This window comes from Roseovarius autotrophicus (genome assembly GCF_018069895.1).
GTDB classification, from domain to species: domain Bacteria; phylum Pseudomonadota; class Alphaproteobacteria; order Rhodobacterales; family Rhodobacteraceae; genus Roseovarius; species Roseovarius autotrophicus.
Map to the genome: position 1 here is coordinate 505,997 of NZ_JAGQDH010000001.1, position 24,634 is coordinate 530,630.

Consider the following 24,634-nt stretch of genomic DNA (forward strand, 5'->3'; position numbering starts at 1 on the left):
ACCCGTCTCGGGCTTGGATCCGAACAGGCGCGACGCGCTCTAGCGGGCTTGCGATGGATTTTCAAAGCGCGCGCGCAACCGGGCAGGCCGGGGCGCGCGCGCCCCGTCACAGGATCGCCCCGATCCGATCAATGGCACGCGCGATATTCTCGGCGGAATTCGCATAGGAAAATCGCAGGAACCCCTCTCCGCCTGCGCCAAAGGATGTGCCCGCGATCGTCGCCACCCCCGCCTCGTCGAGAAACCGGTTCTGCGCCTCCATCGCGCTCATCCCCGTGCCCTCAATGTTCGGGAACGCATAGAACGCCCCGCCCGGATCGGTGCAGCGCATCCCCGGCAGGCTGTTCAATGCCTTGACGATCAGCCGCCGCCGCGCGTCGAACGCCGCCATCATATCGGCCACCGCGTCCTGCGGCCCGGTCAGCGCCGCCAGACCCGCATATTGGGCCGCCGCGTTGACGCAGGAATGATCGTTGATGCACAGCCGCGTCGCATGCCCCACCGCCGCGTCAGGCCAGACCGCATAACCCAGCCGCCAGCCGGTCATGGCATAGGTCTTGGACCAACCGTCGAGGACGATCAGCCGGTCGCGGATCGACGGGTATTGCAGCAGGCTCACATGCTCGCGACCGTCATAGAGCATGCGGCTGTAGATCTCGTCGGACAGCACCGCCACATGAGGATGATCGGCGAGACCCGCGACGAACTTGTCAACCTCTGCGCGCGGCGTGACGCCGCCGGTGGGATTGGCGGGGCTGTTGATGATGATCAGCCGGGTCCGGGGCGTGATCTGCGCCAGCACCGTTTCGGCGTCGAACGCAAACCCGTTCACTTCCTTCAGCGCCATCGGCACCGGCGTTGCCCCGGAATAGCGAATGACCGATTCGTAGATGGGGAATCCGGGATCCGGATACATGATCTCGGCCCCCGCCTGCCCGAACATCAGCACCGCAAAGAACATCGTCGGCTTGCCGCCCGGCACCACAACCACGTTGTCGGGATTGACCTCGACACCATGCCTGCGGTGCAGGTCGGCGGCCACCGCCTCGCGCAGCGCCGGAATGCCGTTGGCGGGGGTATAGCCGTGATGCCCGTCGCGCAGCGCCTTGATGCCCGCCTCGACGATATGCGGCGGGGTCGGGAAATCGGGCTGGCCGATGCCGAGATTGATGATATCGCGCCCCTCCGACGCCAGTGCCTGTGCGCGCGCAAGCACGGTAAAGGCCGATTCCGTCCCCAGCCGCGCCATTCCATCCGCAAAGATCATGCCCATCCCTCCCTGCCATCTTTCCCGGAGCGGCGGCACCTGCTACCGGGGATCATGCTCAGCTATCAGCACCATTACCACGCGGGCAACCCCGCCGATGTCCACAAGCACGCGGTGCTTGCGTGGATGCTCGACTATCTCACCGCCAAGGACAAGCCGCTCAGCTATATCGAGACCCATGCCGGGCGCGGGCTCTACGATCTGGGCGACCCCGCCGCTCTCAGGACCGGCGAGGCGGCAGCGGGCATCGCCCGCCTCGAGACGCGCCTGCCCGCGGACCACCCCTATCGCCGGGTTCTCGACAGGACGCGCGCCGCCCATGGCCCCGCCGCCTATCCCGGCTCGCCGCTCATCGCCGCGCAGTCCCTGCGCGTCTCCGACCGGATCCACCTTGCTGAACTGCACCCCGGCGAGCACGCGCTTCTGCTACGCAACCTCGCCCCGTTTCACCCGCAGATCCGCCAGCAGGACGGGTTCGGGATGGCCCTCTCGCTCTGCCCGCCCGATCCGCGACGGGGGCTGCTTCTGGCCGACCCGAGCTACGAGGTGAAGGCCGAATACGACACCATCCCCGCCGCCTTCGCCCGCATCGCGCGCAAGTGGAACGTGGGGGTGCTGGCGTTGTGGTATCCGATCCTGATCTCCGACATCCACCGCCCCATGCTCGACCGTCTCGGCACCACGTTCCCCGGGGCGCTCTGCCACGAGGTCCGCTTCCCCCCCGTGCGCGAGGGCCACCGCATGGTGGGGTCGGGCCTTTTCGTGGTCAACCCGCCCTACGGCCTTGCCGAAGAGACGGCGCGCCTTGGCCGCACCGTCTTTGCCGGGACCGCCCGCAAGCGCCCCTAGCGTTCGCCCCCTGACGCAATATACCCGGTGCAAAGCGGCTGCAAAGTGTCCGTTGATGACCCGCATGGACATTCCCAATTGAGGGATGAGCCGCGCGGGGGGGCAGGAGGCCAGCGTCAGCGCAAGGCCATTCAACGCCCCTGGCATTCTAGATTCCGCAAACATGGCGCGCCTGCTCAATACCGGGTAACTTATGTCAGGTGGCGAACACTAGCGCCGCCTTTACCTCACGAACTTCTTATACTTCACCCGCTTCGGCTCGAGCGCGTCCGGCCCCAGGCGGCGCTTCTTGTCTTCTTCATAGGCCGAGAAATCGCCCTCGAACCATTCCACATGCGCCTCGCCCTCGAAGGCCAGAATATGCGTGCAGATGCGGTCGAGGAAAAAGCGGTCGTGCGAGATGACCACGGCGCAGCCGGCGAAATCCATCAGCGCGTCTTCCAGCGCGCGCAGGGTTTCGACGTCGAGGTCATTGGTCGGCTCGTCAAGCAGCAGCACGTTGCCGCCCTCTTTCAGCAGGCGCGCCATGTGGACGCGGTTGCGTTCGCCCCCCGACAGCAGCGAGACCTTTTTCTGCTGGTCGCCGCCCTTGAAATTGAACGCCCCGCAATAGGCGCGGGAATTCATCTGGGCGTCGCCCAGCACGATCACCTCGGCCCCGCCGGAAATCGCCTCCCAGACGTTATCATCGGGTTTGAGATCGTCGCGCGACTGATCGACATAGGACAGCTGCACCGTGTCGCCAAATTCGATGGTGCCGGCATCGGGCTGTTCCTGCCCCGTCAGCATCTTGAAAAGCGTGGATTTGCCCGCCCCGTTGGGACCGATCACGCCGACAATGCCGCCGGGCGGCAAGGAAAAGGTGAGATCCTCGATCAACAGCTTGTCGCCCATCGCCTTGCGCAGGCCGTTGACCTCGATCACCTTGTTGCCAAGGCGCTGGCCATTGGGAATGACGATCTGGGCGCGGCCGATACGCTCGCGCTCGGATTGGCCGGCAAGCTCGTTATAGGCGTTGATCCGGGCCTTTTGCTTGGCCTGCCGCGCCTTGGCGCCCTGGCGCATCCATTCCAGTTCGCGTTCCAGTGTCTTTTGCTTGGATTTGTCCTCGCGCGCCTCCTGCATCAGGCGCTTGGCCTTTTGCTCCAACCAGGCCGAGTAATTGCCCTCATAGGGGATGCCGCGGCCGCGGTCCAATTCCAGAATCCAGCTGGTGATATCATCGAGGAAATAGCGGTCGTGGGTGACGATCAGGATCGTGCCCTTGTAGGCGATCAGATGCTGTTGCAGCCAGGCGATGGTTTCGGCGTCGAGGTGGTTGGTCGGCTCGTCCAGCAACAGCATCTCGGGCGCTTCGAGCAAGAGCTTGCAGAGCGCCACCCGGCGCCGCTCGCCGCCCGAGAGGGTCGAGACGGCGGCATCATCGGGCGGACAGCGCAGCGCCTCCATCGAAATATCGACCTGACTGTCGAGATCCCAGAGATTCTGGCTGTCGATCTCGTCCTGCAACTGCGCCATCTCGTCGGCGGTCTCGTCGCTGTAGTTCATCGCCAGTTCGTTGAAGCGGTCGAGCTTGGCCTTTTTCGCGGCCACGCCCAGCATCACGTTGCCGCGCACATCGAGGTTGTCGTCCAGATGCGGCTCCTGCGGCAGATAGCCCACCTTGGCGCCCTGTGCCGCCCAGGCCTCGCCGGAGTAGTCCTTGTCCATCCCGGCCATGATCCGCATCAGCGTGGATTTCCCCGAGCCATTGACGCCGACAACGCCGATCTTCACGCCGGGAAGAAAGTTCAGGTTGATGTTCTCAAAGCATTTCTTGCCGCCCGGATAGGTCTTCGAGACCCCCTGCATGTGATAGACATATTGATAGGCTGCCATGATGTGCCGCTCCGTGAGGGAATTTCGTGATTGATCGCGGTGATAACGGGCGCGGGGCGTGGGGGCAATGGTCAGCGCACATGGCCGATCAATCGGGCAGGCCCAGAGCGCGGCGCGGTGAGGGCGGCCCCGAAAGGTGCGGTATCGGGCAGCGGATCATTGGCGGCCAGCCAGCCGAGCAGCGCCTCAAGCGGCATCGGGCGGGCAAGGCCGAAGCCCTGGATCACGGGGCAATTGGCGCGACGCAGGATTCCCAGTTGTTCGGGCGTCTCGACCCCTTCGGCGACTACGTCCATCTCCAGCAGGCGGCACAACCGGATGATCGCGCGCACGATCACGCGGTTGCGTGGATCATGGTCGAGCCGCGCGATCATCGAGCGGTCCAGCTTGATCGCGTCCACCTCGAAACTGGCCATGTGAGCAAGCCCCGCATATCCCGTGCCGAAATCGTCCAGCGCCACGCGCACGCCAAGCCGCTTGAAACGCGCGACCACGCCCATGACATCAGCGCCAGAGCCGTCGAGAATCGTGGTTTCCAACACCTCGATGCAGATCTGTTCAGGCCGCAGGCCCCGCGACTGCAAGGCCCAGTCAAGCAGCCCCGGATAGTTCACGTCTGCCAGAATCGCCGCAGAGACGTTGATCGACATGACAAGCTGGCCAAAGCCCGCCTCGACCAGCGCCTGCAACGCATCAAGCGCCATCGTCATCGACAGGTAATCGATCTCGGCCAGAAGGCCCAAACCGTCCGCCGTCTCCAGAAATGTCGCCGGAGCCAGGATTCCCCGGCGCGGGTGGCGCCAGCGCAGCAGCGCCTCGCAGCCCTGGATGCGCCCGGAGGCAAGGCAAAGCTGCGGCTGAAGGTGGATCTCGAACTGGTCGCGGGCAACCGCCTCGCGCAGGTCGCGCGCCAGTTCCTGCCGCTCGCGCTGGTCCCGGCCCATATCGTCGGTATAAAGCACCACGCGCCCGCGCCCGCCCACCTTGGCGGCATAGAGCGCGGCATCGGCATGCTGGATCATCTCCTCGCCCGTCACCGCCGGACCCGAGGCGAGGCAGGCCCCGATCGAGGCGCCGATGCGAATACTCTGCTCGCGCCAGACAAGCGGCGGCTCGAGCGCGCGCAGCACAGCGTCGGCCTGCGCCTGAATCCCCTCCTCGCGATCCGGCACGTCGCTGACCAGAAGGAATTCGTCCCCGCCGGTGCGGCAGGCCAGATCCCGCGGCCCCGCCACCCGTGCCAGCACCAAGGCGACATGCTCAAGGGTCCGGTCGCCCGCGCCATGACCCAGCGAATCGTTGATTTCCTTGAACTTGTCGATGTCGATCACCAGCACGCCCAGCGCGCCGCGCGCCATCGCCGCGCGCACCGGCACCGAGCCCAGATGCTCGGCCAGCTTCTTGCGATTGGCCAGCCCCGTGAGATCGTCATGATGGGCGGCATGGCGCAGATCGACCTGGACCTGACGCAGCGCCAGTTCGGTGCTGACCTGATCGGTCACGTCGCGGCATGTGACCACCACCTTTTGCCCCGCCGCGCCCAGATCGAGCATGGCAAAGCTCTGCTGGTTCCAGAAAACGCTGCCATCGCGCCGGATATTGCGCGACAGCAGGTAACGTCCAAAGATCGACCGGCCAGAATCATAGCGGAACGCGGCAATGCTGGCGGCGGGCGGCCGCGTCTCTGGCGGCAGGATGAAGTCCTGCGGCTTGTGGCCGCGCATCTGGTCAATCGTCCAGCCATAAAGCCGCTCGCAGGCCGGGTTGACCCATTCGATGCGGCCGGACATGTCCTGCACGGCGATGCCGTCCTGCGCACCTGCCACGATGCGCCGAAACAGGCCCGGCGCAGCGCATTCCGCATCCTGATTATCAGACGTCCAAGCCACCTGTTGCCCCGGTGCTGTCCATTCAAGCACGGACACGCTAGCCCGCGTCGGGTTAACGAAGCGTGCGCGCCTGCGCGGATAACCCCTAAAATCCTAGGTGTTTTTCGCGCCGAGGGCCTCGCGTGCGTTTGGCCATTGTCGCGCGGCGCCAATGCGGCATACTTGACCTCGACACCGCAACGCGGAGATCCCATGCGCCCTCTCGCGGCATTCCTCGCCCTTTTGCTGGCGCTCACGCTTGGCGCCTGTGGCGGGGTGCGCAGCCTGCCCCTGCTCGCCGCGCCCGCCGAGCCCGAGTTCTTCTTTGTCAGCAACCGCGCGATCGAGCACGACGAGCCGGGCAGGCTGCGCTTCAGCGTGCGGCGCGACGCGGCGATGAGCTTCGGCACGGCCCGGATCGACCTTGGCAATGGCCGCTTGCGCGGCGCGCGCGCGCATGTGCGCTTTCCCGCCACACCCCTGCCCTTCACCATGCGGGACGGCTGGCCCATAGCCGATCCCGGCCCGGCCCGCGACTACGAGGCGGCGCGCGCGCAGATGCGTGCCAACCTCGCCGAGGCACTCCGACAGAGCGGCAAGCGCGACATCGTGCTCTATATCCACGGCTTCAACAGCCATTTCGACGACACGATGGAAACACTTGCCCGGATATGGCGGGTCGCCGGCGAAGACGCGCTGCCGCTCGCCTTCAGCTGGCCTGCGGGCAACCCCGGCGCCTTTGCCTATTTCAAGGACCGCGAAAGCGGCGAGTTCTCGATTTTTCACCTCAAGGAGACGCTGCGCATCCTCGCCGGGGTGCCGGGACTGAACGATATCCATATCGTCGCCCATAGCCGGGGCAGCGATGTGGTCACAAGTGCCCTGCGCGAACTGGTGATCGAGGCGCGCGCGGCCGGGCGCGTCCCGCGCCAGAGCCTGAGGGTCGGCAATCTGATTCTCGCCGCGCCCGATCTCGATTTCTCGGTGGTGCGTCAGCGGCTGATCGCCGAACGCTTCGGTCCCGCCTTTGACCGTGTCACCGTCTATATCAACCCCGGCGACAGCACCCTTGGCCTTGCGCAGGTGCTGCTGGCAGGCACGCGCTTTGGCCGTATTTCCTTCGGGCAACTGGGCGAGGCCGAGCGCGAGATCTTCACGCGCATCCGCAACGTGGACTTCATCAACGTGAGTGCGGTCACGGGGGCCTCCAGCCACAGCTATTTCCGCAACAACCCAGAGGTGCTGCGCGACATGGCGCAGGTGATCGTGGCCGGGGCCGCGCCCGAAAGCCCCGTGCGCAATCTCGAACCGGAAGAAGGCAACTTCTGGCGTCTGGTGCAGGCCCGCCCCGCGCCGCGCATCGGCGATCCCGACCGTTGAGCGCATTTTCACTTTACACCGCACGGCGCGCTGGCAATGACAGGCGCATGACACACGGCCTGCCCCTTTCTCGTCCCGGTCAGGTGATCGGCCTTTTGGGCGGCTCGTTCGATCCCCCCCATGCCGGGCATCTGCATATCAGCCACGAGGCGCTGCGCCGCTTCGGGCTTGATCGTCTGTGGTGGCTCGTCAGCCCCGGCAATCCATTGAAGCGCCACGGCCCCGCGCCCCTGTCCGCGCGAATGGCGGCGGCGCGCGCGCTGGTGGATCACCCGCGCATTGCCGTCACGGATTTCGAAGCCCATGTCGGCACGCGCTTTACCGCCGAGACGCTGGCGGCGCTGACCAGGATCTGCCCCGGACGGCGCTTTGTCTGGCTGATGGGGGCGGACAACCTCGCGCAGCTTCACCGCTGGCAGGACTGGCGCGCGATCATGGAGAGCGTGCCCGTGGGCGTGCTGGCGCGCCCCGGTCAGCGCATTTCGGCGCGGCGCTCGGTGGCGGCGCGGGTCTATGCCGAGGCCCGGCTTCCCGCCGCGCAGTCCCACGCGCTCGGACGCGCGCGCTTGCCGGCCTGGTGCTTTGTCAACGTACCCATGATGGACATCTCCTCAAGCGCGCTGCGCGCGCGGGATCACTTCGGAGATTGCGCAAACGTGAGTGCCCGCACCTGCGGAACCGATTGCGCGGGCGGTGCGGGATTGGCTAGACTCACGCCATGATGCGCCCGGTTTCCAGACGGTTTTTCCTGACCACCAGCCTTGCCGCGCTGGCCGGCCCCGCGCTTGCTGCCCCGCCCGCAACCTCGTTGCGCCCCGTTGCCCGGCCCGCACGCGGCACCATCGCCGCGCACGGCGCGCCAAGTGCCGAGGCGCTCATCGCCAAGGCCAACCTCTCGGGCCGGGTGGGCTATGCCGTGGTCGATCCGGCAACCGGACAGGTTCTGGAAGAAGGTGACGGCACCACCGCCCTGCCCCCCGCCAGCGTCAGCAAGGCGCTGACCACGCTTTACGCGCTCGACACGCTGGGACCGGCGCACCGATTCGAGACGCGGCTCATCGCGGCCGGGCCGGTCGAGAATGGCATCCTCAGGGGCGATCTGGTGCTGGCGGGGGGAGGCGATCCGACCCTCGACACCAACGCGCTGGCCGGGCTGGCGGCGGCGCTCAAGGCGACCGGACTGCGCGAAGTGCACGGCGGGTTCCGCGTCTGGGGCGGGGCTGTGCCCTTTCACCGCGCCATCGACGAGGATCAACCCGATCATGCGGGCTATAATCCGGCGCTCTCGGGGCTCAACCTCAATTACAACCGCGTGCATTTCGAATGGAAGCGGCAGGACGGCAGTTACGCCATCACCATGGACGCGCGCTCGGACCGCTACCGCCCCGATGTGACCGTCGCGCGCATCCGCATCGCCGACCGGGGCGCGCCGGTCTATGCCTATGCCGATGGCGGCGCCCGCGATGACTGGAGCGTGGCGCGCGGGGCATTGGGCAACGGCGGGGCGCGCTGGCTGCCGGTGCGCAAACCCGAACTTTACGCCGGCGAGGTTTTTGCCACCTTCGCGCGGTCGCAGGGCATCGTGCTCGGCCAGGCCGAGACCATGACCGCCGCGCCCTCGGGCAGCGTTCTGGCCAGCCATTTCAGCGACCCGCTCGTGCCGCTTCTGCGCGAGATGCTGCGCTATTCCACCAACATCACCGCCGAGATGGTCGGGCTTGCGGCCTCTGCCCGGCGTCTGGGGCACACGGTGACGCTCGCGCGGTCGGCCGAGGCGATGAACGGCTGGGCCGAGGCGACGCTCGGGATGCAGGCCGCGCAACTGCGCGACCATTCCGGCCTCAGCGACCGCTCGCGGCTGTCGGCGGCGGATATGGCGCGGGGTCTGGCCGGGGCACGGCGGGCCGAGATGCTGCGCCCGCTGCTGCGTGAATTCACCCTGCGCGACGCCAGGGGCAACCCGCTTCGCAACTCCGCGCTCAAGGTTCTGGCCAAGACCGGCACGCTCTATTTCGTCAGCACGCTTGCAGGCTATGTCACCACGCCGGGCGGCAAGGAGCTGGTGTTTGCCATCTTCACCGCCAGCGACACGCTTCGATCCCGGATCAACCCCGCGCAGGACGACAGCCCACCCGGCGCGCGCGGCTGGAACAGCCGGGCGAAAACGCTGCAACAGGCGCTGATCGAGCGGTGGAGCACCCTGCACGGCTGAGCGGCGCGGGCGCTCAGGTGTTGCGGTCCCCAAAGACCGGCGCGCGCCCTGCCATGTTGGCGGCGATCTGTTCCATCTGGTCAGGCTTGCCGACAAGCGCGGCCTGTTCGCGGCTTTCGGCCATGAGGATCTCGGCCTCGTCCGCCCCGCTTTCGGCCACGGCGACAAGGCGCTTGGCCGCACGGATCGCCGAGGGGCTGCGCGCGGCGATCCCGCCGGCCAGGGCGCACGCGGCGGCCAGCGGGTCTGCGGCGATCTCGGTGACAAGGCCCCAGGCGGCGGCCTGCGCGGCGGGGATCGGCTGTGCGCTATAGGTCAGGCGGCGGATCACGTCCGAGCGCGTAAGGCGCGGCAAAAGCGCCATGCCGCCCATATCGGGGATCAGCCCCCATTTCATCTCCATGATCGCCAGTTCTGCCTCGGGTGCCGCGATGCGGATATCGGCCCCGAGCGCAAGCTGGAAGCCCGCGCCATAAACCGCGCCATGCAGCGCCGCGATCACCGGGACGGGCAGGCGGCGCCAGACCATCGCCACCTCCTGAAAGAGATTGGTCGTGCCATGGGTTCGCGGCACGATCAACGCCTCGGGATCGCCCCTGGCAAGCGCCGCAAAGCTCATCACGTCAAGCCCCGCGCAGAACGCCCGCCCCTCGCCCGAGAGCACCACGGCGCGGATATCCGCCCCCATCAGCGCGTGACCGGCGGCGACGATCGCTTCGGCCATCTCGGGGTCGACGGCGTTTCGCTTGTCGGGGCGGGTAAGGGTGACATGGGCGATATGGCCCTCGATCTCGGTCGTGACACGGGGCATGGGCGATCCTCCTGTCCCCCATGAAACACGCCCGCGCCGCCGCTGGCCAGAATAACGTGGCGGCAGCCCCTTGCCGCGCGGCCCCGCATCCCGTTATCTCTGGCGTCATGACACATCCGCGCTACACCCCGCTTGTCCAGAGCCTGCCCGCCGCCGTGCCCTTTGTCGGCCCAGAAGAACAGGAGCGCACGCGCGGCGCGCCTTTCGCCGCGCGGCTTGGCGCGAACGAGAGCCTTTTCGGACCCTCGCCCGAGGCGCTTGCCGCCATGCGCGCCGAGGCGGCGGAGGTCTGGAAATACGGCGACCCGACAAGCCACGATCTGCGCGCGGCGCTGGCCGCGCATCTGGGCGTGGCGCCGGGAAATGTTCTGGTGGGCGAAGGCATCGACGGGCTTCTGGGCAATCTGGTGCGGCTTCTGGTGGCGCCGGGCGACCGGGTTGTGACCTCGGACGGGGCCTATCCCACGTTCAACTACCATGTCGCGGGGTTCGGCGGCGTGCTCGACAAGGTGCCCTATGCCAATGATACCGAGAACCTGCCCGCGCTCATCGCCCGCGCGCGCGAGGTGGGCGCGAAGCTGATCTATTTCGCCAATCCCGACAACCCGATGGGGTCATGGATGACAGGCGCGGCCATTTCGGCGGCGCTCGACACGGTGCCCGAGGGCTGCCTGCTGTGCCTCGACGAGGCCTATATCGAGTTTGCCCCCGAGGGCACCGCCCCCCACATCGCGGCCGATGATCCGCGCGTGATAAGGATGCGCACGTTTTCCAAGGCCTACGGGATGGCGGGGGCGCGGATCGGCTATGCGATCGCCGAGGCGGGGCTGATCCGGGCGTTTGACAAGGTGCGCAACCATTTCGGCATGACCCGCATGGCGCAGGCGGGGGCGCTCGCGGCGCTGCGCGATGGCGCGTGGCTGACCCATGTGCTGGCCGAGGTGGCGCAGGCGCGGGCAGAGATTGCCCGGATCGCAGCGGAGAACGGCCTTGTCGCCCTGCCCTCGGCCACCAATTTCGTCACCGTCGATTGCGGGCGGGACGGGGCCTTTGCCCGGTGTGTGCTGCAATCTCTGGTGGAGCAGGGCGTGTTCGTGCGCATGCCCTTCGTTGCGCCACAGGATCGCTGCATCCGCATCAGCTGCGGCCCGGCAAGAGATATGGCCATCCTGGCCGAAACGCTGCCAAAGGCACTCGCTGCGGCGCGCTGAGCCTGTGACTTAAGCAAACGGGCCGGACGGGCGGGGGCGGCGCCAATCCGACCCGCGCCCCCGCCCGTCCGGCCACCGACCCCGTCAGAGGCCGGGATAGATCGGGAAGCGCGCGCAGAGCGCGGCGACCTCGGCCTTGACCTTTTCCTCAACCGCGCCGTTGCTGTCCGCGCCATTGACGGCCAGCCCGTCCACCACCTCGATGATCCAGTCGGCGATCTGGCGGAATTCGGCCTCGCCAAAGCCGCGCGTCGTCCCCGCGGGGCTGCCAAGGCGGATGCCGCTTGTCACCGTCGGTTTTTCAGGGTCGAACGGCACGCCGTTCTTGTTGCAGGTGATATGCGCGCGACCCAAAGCCTTTTCGGTGGCGTTGCCCTTGACGCCTTTGGGCCGCAGATCGACCAGCACCACATGGGTATCGGTGCCATGCGTCACGGTATCCAGCCCGCCCTTGATCAACTGATCCGACAGCGCCTGCGCATTGGCGATCACGGCCTTGATGTAGTCCTTGAACTCCGGCCGCAGCGCCTCGCCAAAGGCCACGGCCTTGGCGGCGATGACATGCATGAGCGGGCCGCCCTGGATGCCGGGAAAGATCGCGGAGTTGACCTTTTTCGCCAGATCCTCGTCATTCGTGAGAATCATGCCGCCACGCGGGCCGCGCAGCGTCTTGTGCGTGGTGGTGGTGGCCACATGGGCGTGCGGGAAGGGGCTGGGATGCTCGCCCGCCGCCACCAGACCCGCGAAATGCGCCATGTCCACATGCAGCCAGGCCCCCACGGAATCGGCGATCTCGCGCATCCGGGCAAAGTCGATCCGGCGCGGTATGGCCGAGCCGCCGGCGATGATCAGCTTGGGCCGATGTTCCGTCGCCAGCGCCTGCACCTGATCGTAATCGATGAGGTTATCCTGCTTGCGCACACCGTATTGCACCGCGTTGAACCACTTGCCCGACTGGTTGGGCGCGGCGCCATGCGTCAGGTGTCCACCCGCATCGAGGCTCATCCCGAGGATCGTGTCGCCGGGCTTGAGCAGCGCGGTGAACACGCCCTGATTGGCCTGCGAACCGGAATTGGGCTGCACGTTCGCGAATCCGCAATCAAACAGCTTGCACGCCCGCTCGATGGCAAGGTTCTCGGCGATGTCCACGAACTGACAACCGCCATAATAGCGCCGCCCCGGATAGCCTTCGGCATATTTGTTGGTCATCACCGAGCCTTGCGCCTCCATCACCGCGGCGCTGACGATGTTCTCGGATGCGATCAACTCGATCTCGTCGCGCTGGCGGCCAAGCTCCAGCCCGATCGCGCGGGCAATCTCGGGGTCGCGCGCAGCGAGTGCTTCGGTGAAAAAGCCTTGGTCGGCCACGGGCCGGTTACCGTCATGGGGCATGTGCTGTCCTCCGCCAGAAGATGACTCTGGCGACGCACCTAGCCCAAACACCCCTTCAAGGAAAGATTGTAAAGCGACGCATCCCCCCGTCTGACCGGCATGGCTGGTCTTGACGCGCGAATTGTGTTTCGACTTGGAGAATAGAAAACAGGGACAGCCCATGACGCAGAAAATCGCCTTTGTCGCCAGCGACGTGCCCACGGCGCAGACCGCACGCGCAGCACTTGCCGCGCGCTACGGCTCCGTCCCCGAGGCCGAGGCCGATGTGATCGTGGCGCTTGGCGGCGACGGCTTCATGCTGGCCACCATGCACCGCACGCAGGCGCTTGACGTACCGGTCTACGGGATGAATCGCGGCACGGTCGGCTTTCTGATGAACGACTATTCCGAGACCGACCTGCCCGAACGCCTGATCGCCGCCGAGCAAGAGGTGATCAATCCGCTGGCCATGCGCGCCGAGGCGGGCGACGGCACCATCCACGTGGCGCTGGCGATCAACGAGGTCTCGCTTCTGCGCGCAGGCCCGCAGGCGGCCAAGCTGCGCATCACCATCGACGGGCGGTTGCGGCTGGAGGAACTGATTTGCGACGGCGCTCTGGTCTCCACGCCCGCAGGCTCCACCGCCTACAACTATTCCGCCCACGGGCCAATCCTGCCCATCGGCTCGGACGTGCTCGCGCTTACCGCCGTTGCCGCCTTCCGCCCCCGCCGCTGGCGCGGGGCGCTGCTGCCCAAGAGCGCGACGGTGCGCTTCGACGTGATCGAGCCGGACAAACGCCCGGTCATGGCCGATGCCGACAGCCGCTGGGTGGAAAGCGTGCTCTGGGTCGAGATCCGCTCCGAGACCAGCATCGCCCACCGGATCCTGTTCGACCCCGGTCACGGGCTGGAAGAGCGGCTCCTGCGCGAACAGTTCACCTGAGCCGGTCGCCCTCTGCCCGCAAGAAGATCGGGTCGGACACGCGCCTTGTTATCCGATAACAACCCGTCGTTATTGCCTGACCACGCTGCAGCGCCGCAATCTGATCCCGCCTGCAACGTGCAGGTGTGTAAGGCTAGGGAAAAGAGGAGTTCGGATCATGCGGGTTGCCAATACCTTCAGGGCTCTCCTTCTGGGAGGTCTGATCGTGGCGGGGTTTGTTGTGTATCGGGATCGTGATGAGAGCGCGCAGAGCGGTCCGGTGACGGTCACCAGTCTCATCCCCAGCCCCGTTTCGGTGACCGCGTTGACCGGGCACTCGTCCTAGGCGCGTTCTGGCTCTCCTCCTGCCCGGCTCCGGGCAAGCCAGCCCCCGCGCGGATATTCCGCGCGGGGGTTTTCGTCGGGTCCATGGCCCGGAACGATCCGTTCAGGCGCTCAGCAGACGATAGATGTCGTCCTTGAGCCGCGCCCGCGACTTGCGCAGTTCCATCTCGGCGCGATCATCCATCGGCTCGACCAGCGTTTCGGCGCGGTGCACCTGACGGTTAACGGCGTGATACTCCTCCGCAAGCCGCGCGAAATGCGCATCCTTCTGTTTCAACTCGCTGATCTTCTCAGCGAACTGGGGGAATTCCTCGTTTAGCTCGTGGGGGGTATTCGACATCGCGTGCCTCCTTCTGACTGGCCCGAGCACAGGCTAGCAATCTGGAATCGCTCTAACCTTGACCCGGATCAAACGGCGGGTGCCGAGGCTGAAAAACAGCCGCGCCGCCGGACTGTTCCCGTTGCCGTGTCGCGTGCCCTGCCGGGCCACAGTCACGCGCCGCAGTCACTGGTGGTTTCGACAGGGCGCTCTTACAGGCGGCTTCGGCGGGCGGTTTGCGCGGCGCAGCGGCCCTGTAACCCGCCCCGGAACCGAAGGCTCAGCGGCGCGCCTTCCGCCAGCCCGCCGCACGCGCCTCGGCCTCGGTGCAGAACCAGCGTTCCCCGTCGCGCGGGTTGATCACCGTACGGGCGTAATCGGCCTGCCCCGGCATGTGATAGATGCGCGCACCCGAACGGCCGATATTGCCCTTGATGGTGCATCCCGGCGCAGCGGCGCCCGACCTGTCCCCGCCGGCACCCGCGCCGCCGCCCCGTTCCCCGCGCACGGCATTACGGTGATCCTCGGGACGGTCGAACCGATGCGCATGCAGGCCGCGCCCCGCAATCACGGCACGCTTCTCATCAAGGTCATAGTCCATCGAGTATCGGCGATAGGCCAGCGCCAGCCCCTCCGACACAAGCATGCGCCCCACATCCTGACCGGCCAGCGCGCAGCGCGCGACGGTCCGGCCATACCGGTCCTCGGTCACCTTCTCGCAAGACACCCGCCGCCCGCCAAGGCGCGCGCGCACCTGATCGGTTACCCAGGCGCCGCAATCCCATTGCACCCCGTCGCCATTGGTGCAGGGTTGCCCCGCCTCGGGCGCATCGACCCCGTGCAGGCGCACCCGCACAGCGCCCACATCGAACGTGTCGCCGTCGATCACGCGCACGACCCCGCCAAAGCCCTGCGCGAGACCCGCGACAGGCACCATCATAAGAACAATAAGTGAACAAATTCTTAACATGCCCCCTTATGGCGGCAAAAACCCGCTTCGATCAAGCCATAAGGTGAACAAAAGGTTAACGCTGCCGCGTTGCCCAATGAGGATGCCGCCACGGCTCGGCATTCTCGGGCGGCAGCGACCGACCCAGCACATGATCGGCGATCTTCTCGCCCGCCATGATCGAGGGCGCGTTGAGATTGCCGTTGGTGATGCGCGGGAAAAGGCTCGAATCGGCCACGCGCAGCCCGTCCACACCGATCACCCGGCCCTGCGGGTCCACCACCGCCATCGGATCGCCCGCGCGCCCCATCCTGCAGGTGCCGCAGGGATGATAGGCGCTCTCGGCGTGTTCGCGGATGAAATCATCCAACGAATCATCGCTTTGCACATCCGCCCCCGGCTGAATCTCGTGTCGCACGAAAGGCGCGAACGCCTCCTGCGCAAAGATCTCGCGTGTAAGCCGGATGCAGCGGCGGAAATCTTCCCAGTCGCTTTCGGCGCTCATGTAGTTGAAGCGGATCACCGGATCGTCGGCAGGATTGCTGCTGCGCAGACTGACGGAGCCGCGCGACAAGCTGCGCATCGGGCCGACATGGGCCTGAAACCCGTGACCCTCTGCCGCCGCCTTGCCATCATAGCGCACGGCAATGGGCAGGAAGTGGAACTGGATGTCCGGGTAATCGACCCCGGCCCGCGAGCGGATGAAACCGCAGCTTTCGAACTGGTTGCTGGCCCCCGGCCCGCGCTTGCCCATAAGCCATTGCAAACCCACCCAGCCCTTGCCGAAAAGGTTCCAGTATTTGTAGAGGCTTACCGGCTGGCTTGCCGCCATCTGGATGTAAAGTTCCATATGGTCCTGCAAATTCGCCCCCACGCCGGGGCGGTCGGCCAGAACCGCGATGCCGTGCTCCGACAGATGCGCGCCCGGCCCGATCCCTGACAGCATCAAAAGTTTGGGCGAGTTGATCGAGGAGGCGGCAAGGATCACCTCGACGCGCGCGCGCACCACCTCGCGCTGCCCGGACCGCAGCACCTCGACACCCGTGGCGCGCCCTTGCTCGATCACCACGCGGGTCACAAGCCCCCGCAGCAGATCGCAATTCGGACGCTTGAGCGCCGGCTTCAGATAGGCATTGGCCGCCGACCAGCGCCGACCCTTGTAAACCGTCATCTCGAACGGGCCGAACCCCTCCTGCTGCGCGCCGTTGTAATCCCCGGTCGCCGGATAGCCCGCCTGCACACCCGCCGCGATGAACGCCCGCGTAAGCGGGTTCGCCATCGCGCCCCGGGTCACATGGAGCGGCCCATCCTTGCCACGCCAGTCGGGATCGCCCCCATGCCCGCCATCGTCCCAGGCCTCCATCCGCTTGAAATACGGCAGAACGTCCGCATAGCCCCAGCCGTCGCAGCCCTGATCGCGCCAATGGTCGTAATCGCGCGCATGGCCGCGCACATAGACCATGCCGTTGATCGAGCTTGAGCCGCCGATCACCTTGCCGCGCGGACAGGCCAGCCGCCGCCCGCCCAGATGCGGCTCTGGCTCGGTGCGGTAACCCCAGTCATAGCGGCGCATGTTCATCGGATAGCTGAGCGCGCCGGGCATCTGGATGAAGGGACCGGCATCCGTGCCGCCATGCTCGATCACCAGCACGGACTTGCCCGCCTCCGAGAGGCGATACGCCATGGCGCTGCCCGCGCTGCCTGCCCCCACGATGACGTAATCGGCCTCCATCAGCGGTCCCGCCCGTGGCTGTCGGTGCCTGAGTATTTGGGGAACAGTGAAAGCATCATTCGCCCCTCGGAAAGCGCTGGCTTTCCTCCAGCACGTTGAGGTCCATGTGGTTGCGCATGTAGCGCTCCGACGCCTTTTGCAGCGGCTGGTAGTCCCAGGGGTAATAGCCCCCCTTGCGCAGCGCCTCGTAGACCACCCAGCGGCGGGCCTGGCTTTCGCGCACCTCGGCATCGAAGCGGTCAAGATCCCAGCGGGCATCCGCCTTGGCGCGCAAGCTGGCAAGCGTGCCCGCATGAGCCGGGTCTTGCGCCAGGTTCGTCAGTTCATACGGATCGGCCTCCAGATCGAAGAGCTGATCGGGATCGAGCGCGCAGCGATTGTATTTCCACTTGCCATACCGCAACGAGACAAGCGGCGCATAGCTCGCCTCGGCGGCGTATTCCATCGCCACGGGGGCCTCGCGTTTGCCGCCCTGCCCGAGAGAGACCAGCGATTGCCCCTCGACCCAGGGCGCGACCTCGGACATGTCCGCGCCCGCCAGATCGCAGAGCGTCGGGCAGACGTCGATCGTGCTGACCGGATCGGTGACAAGGCCCGGCGCCATGCCCGGGGCCGAGATCATCAGCGGCACGCGGGCAGAGCCCTCGTAGAAGGACATTTTATACCACAGGCCCCGCTCGCCCAGCATGTCGCCGTGATCGGACACGAAAAGGATGATGGCCTCCTGCCGGCTGGCCTCCAGCGCCGCCATCACCTCGCCGATCTTGTCATCGAGATAGGAGATATTGGCGAAATAGGCACGCCGCGCGCGGCGGATCTGCTCCTGGGAAATGTCGTAGCTGCGCCAGTCGTTGGCGTCGAAAATCCGCCTGGAATGGGCGTCGTGCGCCTCGTAGGCCATCGCTGGCACTTCGGGCAGAAGGTGGTCGCACTCCTCGTAGAGATCCCAGTATTTCTTGCGCGCCACATAGGGATCGTGCGGGTGGGTAAAGCTGACCGTCAGGCACCAGGGCCGCGCGTCATGACCGCGCGCGAGGTCATAGACCTTGCGCGTGGCGTTATAGGCCACCTCGTCATCGTATTCCATCTGGTTGGAAATCTCGGCCACACCCGCACCCGTGACAGACCCCATGTTGTGATACCACCAGTCGATCCGCTCGCCTGGTTTGCGGTAATCGGGTGTCCAGCCGAAATCGGCCGGGTAGATATCGGTGGTCAGCCGCTCCTCGAAGCCGTGCAACTGATCGGGACCGACAAAATGCATCTTGCCCGAAAGGCAGGTCTGATAGCCCGCGCGCCGCAAGTGGTGGGCATAGGTGGGGATATCGGCGGTGAACTCGGCGGCGTTGTCGTAGACGCGGCTGCGCGAAGGCAGAAGGCCCGACATGAAACTCGCCCGCCCCGGTGCGCAGAGCGGCGACGCCGAATAGGTATTGGCAAACCGCGTCGAACGCTCTGCCAGCGCGCGCAGATTGGGCGCGTGCAGCCACTCCGCCGGACCATCCGGAAAGAACGTCCCGTTGAGCTGATCGACCATGAAAATCAGGATGTTCGGCGCGGTCATTGCTTTGTCTCCGGCAAGGATGTGTCAAGATAATGCAGCAGCACGGCAATCGCAGCCTTGGGCGCGATGCCGCCCTCGCCCAGCGCCTGGCGCAGGTAAAGCCCGTCGATCATCGCCGCAAGTCCGCGCGTCAGTGTGCGGGCCTCATCCGGTGCAAGCTGGCGAAAGGCGTGGTGCAGGTTCGACCGCAGCCGCCGCTGGTAGACATGCAACAGCCGCCGCGCCGTGTCCGATCGCTGCGCCTGCACATAGAAATTGAGCCAGGCGGCGACCATCTCGGGGCGGAACTGCGCGGGCGTGAAACTCGCCCGGATGATCGCCTCAAGCCGCGCGCGCGGTCCCCGCGCCATGCTCAGCGCGCCGCGCACCTCGGCCCCGTAAAGCGTCAGCACATGGCGCATGGCGGCCGTGAACATCGCCTCCTTCGAGCCGAAATAGTGATGCGCCAGCGCGCTTGACATGCCCGCGCGCCGCGCGATCTGCGCCACCGTCACGTCGAGAGCACCGTGCGCGCCGATCTCGTGGATTGCCGCCTCAACCAGCGCCCCGCGCCGGATCGGCTCCATTCCCAGCTTGGGCATGACCGATTTCTCCTGCTTGCCAGACCGGGGTAAGCGTGTTTAATTGACTCGTCAATCAAGAAAACCGGGAGGGGGAAGTCCGGCCTCGAAATGACCAGAACGACGTTGTGTTTCACACCGGCGTCATATTAGCCTCAGCAGATAAGAACCGACCGCCCGCCCATGGCAGAGGCAGGTTGGACGAAACCAAGGGAGACATCAGCAATGACCAGAATTTTCAACGGCGGGATGGATCGTCGCGGCTTCATGGCCGGAACTGCGGGTGTGGCGCTTGCTGCCTCCATGCCACGCGCGGCCAAGGCCGCACCCAAGCGCGGCGGCCATCTGCGCGTGGCCATCGGCCACGGCCAGACCACTGACACGCTCAACCCCGGCACCTATTCCAACAGCTTCATGACCTCGGTCAGCTTTCCGATCCATGGCCGCCTCACCGAAGTAACCGCCGACGGCGCGCTCATCCCCGAAGTGGCCGAAAGCTGGGAAGCCTCGGCCGATGCCTCGGTCTGGCGCTTCAAGGTGCGCTCGGGCGTGACCTTCCATTCCGGCAAGACCGTCACCGCGACCGATGTGGCCAATTCGATCAACTTCCACCGCGGCGAAAACTCCACCTCCGCCGCCGGTCCGCTGGTCGCGCCCATCACCGATATCGCCACCGAGGGCGACGACATGGTGATCTTTACCCTCGATGGCGGCAATGCCGATTTTCCCTTCATCCTGTCGGACTATCACCTGACGATCTGCAAGGCCGATGGCGACAGCATCGACTGGCGCTCGGGCGATGGCTGCGGCAGCTATGTGCTCAAGAACTTCAACCCAGGCGTCTCCTGTACGATGGAACGCAACCCGAACCACTGGCGTGACGACGTGGCCTGGTTCGACAGCGCAGAGATCATCGCCATCGTCGATCAGAACGCGCGCACGACGGCGCTTGTCTCGGGCGATGTGGACGTGGCCGACCGGCTTGACCTCAAGACCGTGGGCCTGCTTGCGCGCAACCCCAATATCCAGATCAACTCGGTCGCGGGCACGCAGCACTATACATTCGCGATGGACACCCGCTCCGACCCGTTCAGCAACAACCACGCGCGGCTCGCGCTGAAATACGCGGTGGACCGTCAGCAGTTGGTGGACAAGATCCTGTTCGGCTATGGCTCGGTCGGCAATGACCATCCCATCGGTCAGGGCCAGCGGTTCTACAACAGCGAGCTGGAACAGCGCGCCTATGATCCCGACAAGGCAAAGTGGCACCTTCAGCAGGCCGGGCTCGACAAGCTTGAGGTGCGGCTGTCGGCGGCGGATGCGGCCTTTGTCGGCGCGGTGGATGCGGCGGTGCTCTATCAGGCCGCCGCCGACAACGCCGGCATTTCCGTCACCCCGGTGCGCGAACCCAATGACGGCTACTGGTCGGATGTGTGGATGAAAAAGCCCTTCGCCGCCGTCTACTGGTCGGGTCGCTCGGTCGAAGATCAGATGTTCTCGACCGCCTATCAGTGCGGCGCAGCCTGGAATGACAGCTTCTGGTGCAGTGAGCGATTCGATGAACTGATGGTCAAGGCCCGCTCGGAGCTTGACGAGGCCAGGCGCCGCGAGATGTATCATGAGATGCAGGCGATCGTGGCGAACGATGGCGGCGTGGTGATCCCGATGTTCGCCAATTACGTCTTCGGCAATTCCACCAAGGTCGCCCATAGCGATCAGTTGGGCTCCAACTGGGATGTGGACGGGATGCGCTTCATCGAGCGCTGGTGGATGGCCTGATACCACCCGACACGCTGCGCAGGCCCGGTGGCAAGACGCTGCCGGGCCCGTTGCCAAGAATGAGAACCGACACCGGGAGAGACACCACCATGACCTTCAAGCTGACCCTTTCCGCGCTCGCCCTCGCGCTCGCCACCGGCCCCGCGCTTGCCAATTGCGAGCGCATCACCTTCTCCGATGTGGGCTGGACCGACATCACCGCCACAACCGCCGCCACCACCGTCGTGCTCGAGGCGCTCGGCTACAAGACCGACGTCAAGGTGCTCTCGGTGCCTGTCACCTATACCTCGCTCGCCAAGGGCGATATCGACGTTTTCCTCGGCAACTGGATGCCGACGATGGAGGCCGACATCGCCCCCTACCGCGAGGCCGGGACGGTCGATACGGTGCGTACCAATCTGGAGGGCGCAAAGTACACGCTGGCCACCAATGCCGCCGGGGCCGCGCTCGGAATCACCTCTTTCGCCGCGATCGCCGAACAGGCCGCGGCGCTCGACAAGACGATCTACGGCATCGAGCCGGGCAATGACGGCAACCGGCTGATCCTCGACATGATCGAGGCGGATGCCTTTGGACTCAAGGGCTTCCGCCTGCGCGAAAGCTCCGAACAGGGGATGCTGGCGCAGGTCGCCCGCGCCGACCGGAGGGGTGAGCCGGTCGTGTTCCTCGGCTGGGAACCGCACCCGATGAACGCCAATTTCAACCTGACCTATCTTGAGGGCGGCGACGACTGGTTCGGCCCCGATCTGGGCGGCGCGGTGGTTGCCACCAACACCCGCGCAGGCTTTGTGGCGGAATGCCCGAATGTGGGCAAGCTCCTGCAAAACCTCGAATTTACCCTCGCCATGGAAAACGAGATCATGGGCGCGATCCTTGACGATGGCAAGAAGCCCGAAGTCGCGGCAAGCGCCTGGCTCAAGGAAAATCCCGGCGTTCTGGATGGCTGGCTTGACGGCGTGACCACCCGCGACGGCGGCGATGCACTGGCTGCGGTCAAGGCCGAGTTGGGTCTGTGATAATGACGCTCAGGGACGATATTCTCGCCCTGATCGAAGAAAGACCCGGGATCACTGACGCTGAAATCGTGCGCATGATTCCGGGGGCTGAATCGCGCCACCAACAAGTCAATGCTCGCTGCCGCAAACTTGCGGAGGAGGGTCTTATCCAAAGGATAAAGCCCTCTATCGGCGCGATTACTAATCTTCCTCTAACGTCAAAACTAGGCACTGAAGGCAGCCCCCGACCGCGGGGAGGGGAGAAGCCCCCGCCCGAGGGGGCGGTCGGGGGCCGCCCGGCGGAGCCGCCGGATGGAACTATCCAAGCTGTCGCGCCTACATCCATCAACATCGAATTTTTTTGGCAAAGCGTGGGCGAAATTCAGTTTCTAGATGAGACTCTGCACTTTCCGCGCCTCCCTGCACGCGCTGGACTCTACCGCATAAGACTGCCGGTCAGCCGATCCGTCTATGTCGGCGAAACGGTTAATCTGCAACGACGAATGCAGAATTACCGCAGGCCCGGGGCAACTCAGACGACGTCGGTCTGGGTCAACGATCACTTGCGAAACCGGCTCCGCGACGGCGAGCTTGTGTTACTCGAGACCTGCACCGATGCAATGACGACCACCGGCACCATCCGACAGGGTGCCGATCTCAAATCCAAGATTGTTCGCGTCATGATCGAACATGCGGCTATCCTGTCTGAAAAACAAGCAAACTGGATTCCACTGAACAAGGCGAACTAATGGACTGGCTGAGCGAGAACAAGATCCCCGTGGGCAAATGGGCCGAGGGCTTCTTCCTCTGGCTTCAGGACCATGGGGCGGCCTTCTTCGACGGGATGGCGGCGGTGATGGAGGGGCTGATCGACGCGCTTCTCTGGCTGCTTCAGACCCCCCACCCCGTTGTGATCATTGCGATTTTCGTGGGCCTCACCTGGGCGTTTCAACGCAACTGGAAAACCTGCCTGTTCGTGGCCCTGGGCTTTCTCTTCATCCTCAATCAGGGCTACTGGATCGAGACCACCGAGAGCCTGACGCTGGTGCTGACCTCCTGCCTTGTGTGCATGGCGATTGGGGTTCCCATCGGCATCGCGGCGGCGCATCGCCCGCGCCTTTATGACGGGATGCGGCCGGTTCTGGATCTCATGCAGACCCTGCCCGCCTTTGTCTATCTCATTCCGGCAATTGTGTTTTTCGGGATCGGCATGGTGCCGGGGCTGATCGCAACGGTGATCTTCGTGCTCCCTGCCCCGATCCGCCTGACCCATCTCGGCGTGGTCTCGACACCGCAGCCGCTGCTGGAGGCGGCGCAGGCGTTCGGCGCCACCAACCGTCAGACACTGTGGAAGGTCGAACTACCCTATGCCCTGCCGCAGATCATGGCGGGGCTGAATCAGACCATCATGCTGTCGCTCTCGATGGTGGTGATCGGCGCGCTTGTCGGCGCGGACGGCCTCGGCGTGCCGGTGCTTCGGGCCATCAACACCGTCAACATCGCGCTCGGTTTCGAGGCGGGGCTGATGATCGTGGTGGTGGCCATCGTGCTCGACCGGATGTTGCGGATGGAGCACCGGAAATGAGCACCACCGCTGTCCGTTTCAACCGCGTCTCCATCGTCTTCGGCGATGCGCCCGCACGCGCCCTGCCGCTGATGGACGAGGGAAGATCGCGCAGCGAAATCCAGCAGGCAACCGGGCAGGTTCTGGGCGTGCATGACAGCGATCTCAGCGTCTCCCCCGGAGAAATCCTTGTTCTCATGGGGCTTTCCGGCTCTGGCAAGTCTACGCTCCTGCGCGCGGTCAACGGGCTCAACCCTGTGGTGCGCGGCCATGTGGAGATCCACGACGGCGACCGCATGGTCGATGTCACCCATGCCGACCCGGCCACCCTGCGCCGCTTGCGTCAGCATCATGTGGCGATGGTGTTCCAGCAGTTCGGCCTCTTGCCATGGCGAACGGTGGCCGAGAATGTGGGCCTGGGCCTCGAGTTGGCGGGCGTGCCGCACGCGGAGCGGGCCGAGCGGGTCAGCCGCCAGTTGGCGCTGGTCAACCTCTCGGACTGGGCCACCCGCAAGGTGGGGGAACTCTCCGGCGGGATGCAGCAGCGCGTCGGCCTCGCCCGCGCCTTTGCCACCGAGGCCCCGATCCTTCTGATGGACGAGCCGTTTTCCGCGCTCGACCCGCTCATCCGCACCCATCTTCAGGATGAACTCATCGACCTGCAAAAGAAACTCGGGCGCACCATCATCTTTGTCAGCCACGACCTTGACGAGGCGTTCAAGCTGGGCGACCGCATCGCCATCATGGAGGGGGGGCGCATCGTGCAATGCGGCACCCCGCAAGAGATCTTCACCGATCCCGCCACCGCCTATGTGGCCGATTTCGTGGCCCACATGAACCCTTTGGGCGTGCTCGTCGCGCGCGATATGTTCGAGCCGGCGACCGGCACCCCTGCCGCCGCCCTCGAACGCAGCGTCCCGCCCGAGGCCACGATCCGCCAGGTGATGGAGGCAGCCCAGGGCCATGATGGACCCGTGGCCGTCATCGAGAAGGGCCAGCTTCTCGGTCAGATCACCCGCAACCGCATCCTGTCAAAATTGCTCGATCCGCGCGCCTGA

21 protein-coding genes are annotated in these 24,634 nt (G+C 65.6%); 11 read left to right on the forward strand and 10 right to left on the reverse strand.

The window, feature by feature from the left end:
• Positions 1-106 precede the first annotated feature (106 nt).
• Positions 107-1,267, reverse strand: coding sequence for a pyridoxal phosphate-dependent aminotransferase (locus tag KAK09_RS02620; protein WP_210877259.1), 1,161 nt, complete (start codon positions 1,265-1,267; stop codon positions 107-109).
• Between the two features lie 54 nt (positions 1,268-1,321).
• On the opposite strand from KAK09_RS02620, the gene rlmJ reads away from it, so the two are divergent.
• On the forward strand, positions 1,322-2,116 hold the full coding sequence (rlmJ, locus tag KAK09_RS02625; RefSeq protein WP_210877260.1) for a 23S rRNA (adenine(2030)-N(6))-methyltransferase RlmJ: 795 nt from the start codon (positions 1,322-1,324) through the stop codon (positions 2,114-2,116).
• A gap of 222 nt (positions 2,117-2,338) precedes the next feature.
• Here the strand turns inward: rlmJ and ettA are convergent, their stop codons facing one another.
• Together ettA and KAK09_RS02635 are read right to left on the reverse strand one after the other, a co-directional pair.
• Positions 2,339-3,994, reverse strand: a complete 1,656-nt coding sequence (gene ettA, locus KAK09_RS02630) for an energy-dependent translational throttle protein EttA (RefSeq protein WP_210877261.1) — start codon at positions 3,992-3,994, stop codon at positions 2,339-2,341.
• Positions 3,995-4,065: 71 nt separating this feature from the next.
• Positions 4,066-5,883: a putative bifunctional diguanylate cyclase/phosphodiesterase gene (locus KAK09_RS02635; protein ID WP_210877262.1), complete on the reverse strand. Its 1,818-nt coding sequence runs from the start codon at positions 5,881-5,883 to the stop codon at positions 4,066-4,068.
• Between the two features lie 192 nt (positions 5,884-6,075).
• Between KAK09_RS02635 and KAK09_RS02640 the strand changes: the two genes are divergently transcribed.
• From KAK09_RS02640 to dacB, 3 genes are read left to right on the forward strand one after another with little or no spacing between them, the layout of a single operon-like run.
• Positions 6,076-7,242, forward strand: a complete 1,167-nt coding sequence (locus KAK09_RS02640; protein ID WP_210877263.1) for an alpha/beta hydrolase — start codon at positions 6,076-6,078, stop codon at positions 7,240-7,242.
• A gap of 47 nt (positions 7,243-7,289) precedes the next feature.
• Positions 7,290-7,964 (forward strand): nicotinate-nucleotide adenylyltransferase, encoded by a 675-nt coding sequence (locus KAK09_RS02645; RefSeq protein ID WP_210877264.1) that lies wholly within the window; start codon positions 7,290-7,292, stop codon positions 7,962-7,964.
• Entirely contained in the window at positions 7,961-9,454 is a 1,494-nt protein-coding gene (gene dacB / locus KAK09_RS02650; RefSeq protein WP_210877265.1) for a D-alanyl-D-alanine carboxypeptidase/D-alanyl-D-alanine endopeptidase, read from the forward strand. Before KAK09_RS02645 ends, dacB begins: the two co-directional genes overlap by 4 nt.
• A gap of 13 nt (positions 9,455-9,467) precedes the next feature.
• Here dacB and KAK09_RS02655 read toward each other — a convergent pair whose 3' ends face one another.
• Complete coding sequence (locus tag KAK09_RS02655; RefSeq protein WP_210877266.1) at positions 9,468-10,265, reverse strand: crotonase/enoyl-CoA hydratase family protein; 798 nt, start codon at positions 10,263-10,265, stop codon at positions 9,468-9,470.
• A 107-nt stretch (positions 10,266-10,372) separates the two neighbouring features.
• Between KAK09_RS02655 and KAK09_RS02660 the strand changes: the two genes are divergently transcribed.
• On the forward strand, positions 10,373-11,476 hold the full coding sequence (locus KAK09_RS02660; protein ID WP_210877267.1) for a pyridoxal phosphate-dependent aminotransferase: 1,104 nt from the start codon (positions 10,373-10,375) through the stop codon (positions 11,474-11,476).
• 84 nt (positions 11,477-11,560) lie between these two features.
• Here the strand turns inward: KAK09_RS02660 and glyA are convergent, their stop codons facing one another.
• Positions 11,561-12,868 (reverse strand): serine hydroxymethyltransferase, encoded by a 1,308-nt coding sequence (gene glyA / locus KAK09_RS02665; RefSeq protein ID WP_210877268.1) that lies wholly within the window; start codon positions 12,866-12,868, stop codon positions 11,561-11,563.
• Positions 12,869-13,028: 160 nt separating this feature from the next.
• Between glyA and KAK09_RS02670 the strand changes: the two genes are divergently transcribed.
• Complete coding sequence (locus KAK09_RS02670) at positions 13,029-13,790, forward strand: NAD kinase (protein ID WP_210877269.1); 762 nt, start codon at positions 13,029-13,031, stop codon at positions 13,788-13,790.
• A 427-nt stretch (positions 13,791-14,217) separates the two neighbouring features.
• Here the strand turns inward: KAK09_RS02670 and KAK09_RS02675 are convergent, their stop codons facing one another.
• From KAK09_RS02675 to betI, 5 genes are all read right to left on the reverse strand, one after another.
• Positions 14,218-14,454 (reverse strand): YdcH family protein, encoded by a 237-nt coding sequence (locus KAK09_RS02675; protein ID WP_210877270.1) that lies wholly within the window; start codon positions 14,452-14,454, stop codon positions 14,218-14,220.
• A gap of 259 nt (positions 14,455-14,713) precedes the next feature.
• Positions 14,714-15,403: a thermonuclease family protein gene (locus tag KAK09_RS02680; RefSeq protein WP_210877271.1), complete on the reverse strand. Its 690-nt coding sequence runs from the start codon at positions 15,401-15,403 to the stop codon at positions 14,714-14,716.
• A gap of 55 nt (positions 15,404-15,458) precedes the next feature.
• Positions 15,459-17,114: a choline dehydrogenase gene (betA, locus tag KAK09_RS02685; protein WP_210877272.1), complete on the reverse strand. Its 1,656-nt coding sequence runs from the start codon at positions 17,112-17,114 to the stop codon at positions 15,459-15,461.
• Positions 17,115-17,169: 55 nt separating this feature from the next.
• Positions 17,170-18,678 (reverse strand): choline-sulfatase, encoded by a 1,509-nt coding sequence (gene betC / locus KAK09_RS02690; RefSeq protein WP_210877273.1) that lies wholly within the window; start codon positions 18,676-18,678, stop codon positions 17,170-17,172.
• Positions 18,675-19,259 (reverse strand): transcriptional regulator BetI, encoded by a 585-nt coding sequence (betI, locus tag KAK09_RS02695; RefSeq protein ID WP_210877274.1) that lies wholly within the window; start codon positions 19,257-19,259, stop codon positions 18,675-18,677. Before betI ends, betC begins: the two co-directional genes overlap by 4 nt.
• 204 nt (positions 19,260-19,463) lie before the next feature.
• Between betI and KAK09_RS02700 the strand changes: the two genes are divergently transcribed.
• From KAK09_RS02700 to choV, 5 genes are all read left to right on the forward strand, one after another.
• Positions 19,464-21,017: an ABC transporter substrate-binding protein gene (locus KAK09_RS02700; RefSeq protein WP_210877275.1), complete on the forward strand. Its 1,554-nt coding sequence runs from the start codon at positions 19,464-19,466 to the stop codon at positions 21,015-21,017.
• 89 nt (positions 21,018-21,106) lie between these two features.
• On the forward strand, positions 21,107-22,033 hold the full coding sequence (choX, locus tag KAK09_RS02705) for a choline ABC transporter substrate-binding protein (protein WP_210877276.1): 927 nt from the start codon (positions 21,107-21,109) through the stop codon (positions 22,031-22,033).
• A gap of 2 nt (positions 22,034-22,035) precedes the next feature.
• On the forward strand, positions 22,036-22,761 hold the full coding sequence (locus KAK09_RS02710; protein WP_210877277.1) for a GIY-YIG nuclease family protein: 726 nt from the start codon (positions 22,036-22,038) through the stop codon (positions 22,759-22,761).
• The gene (gene choW / locus KAK09_RS02715) at positions 22,761-23,597 is read left to right on the forward strand and encodes a choline ABC transporter permease subunit (protein ID WP_210877278.1); all 837 of its coding nucleotides are present in this window, start codon (positions 22,761-22,763) and stop codon (positions 23,595-23,597) included. The genes KAK09_RS02710 and choW overlap by 1 nt, the downstream gene beginning before the upstream one ends.
• Positions 23,594-24,634, forward strand: coding sequence for a choline ABC transporter ATP-binding protein (gene choV, locus KAK09_RS02720; protein WP_210877279.1), 1,041 nt, complete (start codon positions 23,594-23,596; stop codon positions 24,632-24,634). Before choW ends, choV begins: the two co-directional genes overlap by 4 nt.

Bases quoted from the DNA above. Each gene is read 5' to 3' on its own strand.
- betI (WP_210877274.1), bottom strand. From the start codon at position 19,259: ATGCCCAAGCTGGGAATGGAGCCGATCCGGCGCGGGGCGCTGGTTGAG.
- KAK09_RS02620 (WP_210877259.1), bottom strand. From the start codon at position 1,267: ATGATCTTTGCGGATGGAATGGCGCGGCTGGGGACGGAATCGGCCTTT.
- KAK09_RS02680 (WP_210877271.1), bottom strand. From the start codon at position 15,403: ATGTTAAGAATTTGTTCACTTATTGTTCTTATGATGGTGCCTGTCGCG.
- KAK09_RS02675 (WP_210877270.1), bottom strand. From the start codon at position 14,454: ATGTCGAATACCCCCCACGAGCTAAACGAGGAATTCCCCCAGTTCGCT.
- dacB (WP_210877265.1), top strand. From the start codon at position 7,961: ATGATGCGCCCGGTTTCCAGACGGTTTTTCCTGACCACCAGCCTTGCC.
- KAK09_RS02710 (WP_210877277.1), top strand. From the start codon at position 22,036: ATGACGCTCAGGGACGATATTCTCGCCCTGATCGAAGAAAGACCCGGG.
- choV (WP_210877279.1), top strand. From the start codon at position 23,594: ATGAGCACCACCGCTGTCCGTTTCAACCGCGTCTCCATCGTCTTCGGC.
- choW (WP_210877278.1), top strand. From the start codon at position 22,761: ATGGACTGGCTGAGCGAGAACAAGATCCCCGTGGGCAAATGGGCCGAG.
- KAK09_RS02640 (WP_210877263.1), top strand. From the start codon at position 6,076: ATGCGCCCTCTCGCGGCATTCCTCGCCCTTTTGCTGGCGCTCACGCTT.
- KAK09_RS02670 (WP_210877269.1), top strand. From the start codon at position 13,029: ATGACGCAGAAAATCGCCTTTGTCGCCAGCGACGTGCCCACGGCGCAG.
- ettA (WP_210877261.1), bottom strand. From the start codon at position 3,994: ATGGCAGCCTATCAATATGTCTATCACATGCAGGGGGTCTCGAAGACC.
- rlmJ (WP_210877260.1), top strand. From the start codon at position 1,322: ATGCTCAGCTATCAGCACCATTACCACGCGGGCAACCCCGCCGATGTC.
- KAK09_RS02700 (WP_210877275.1), top strand. From the start codon at position 19,464: ATGACCAGAATTTTCAACGGCGGGATGGATCGTCGCGGCTTCATGGCC.
- glyA (WP_210877268.1), bottom strand. From the start codon at position 12,868: ATGCCCCATGACGGTAACCGGCCCGTGGCCGACCAAGGCTTTTTCACC.
- betC (WP_210877273.1), bottom strand. From the start codon at position 18,678: ATGACCGCGCCGAACATCCTGATTTTCATGGTCGATCAGCTCAACGGG.
- KAK09_RS02645 (WP_210877264.1), top strand. From the start codon at position 7,290: ATGACACACGGCCTGCCCCTTTCTCGTCCCGGTCAGGTGATCGGCCTT.
- KAK09_RS02660 (WP_210877267.1), top strand. From the start codon at position 10,373: ATGACACATCCGCGCTACACCCCGCTTGTCCAGAGCCTGCCCGCCGCC.
- KAK09_RS02655 (WP_210877266.1), bottom strand. From the start codon at position 10,265: ATGCCCCGTGTCACGACCGAGATCGAGGGCCATATCGCCCATGTCACC.
- betA (WP_210877272.1), bottom strand. From the start codon at position 17,114: ATGGAGGCCGATTACGTCATCGTGGGGGCAGGCAGCGCGGGCAGCGCC.
- choX (WP_210877276.1), top strand. From the start codon at position 21,107: ATGACCTTCAAGCTGACCCTTTCCGCGCTCGCCCTCGCGCTCGCCACC.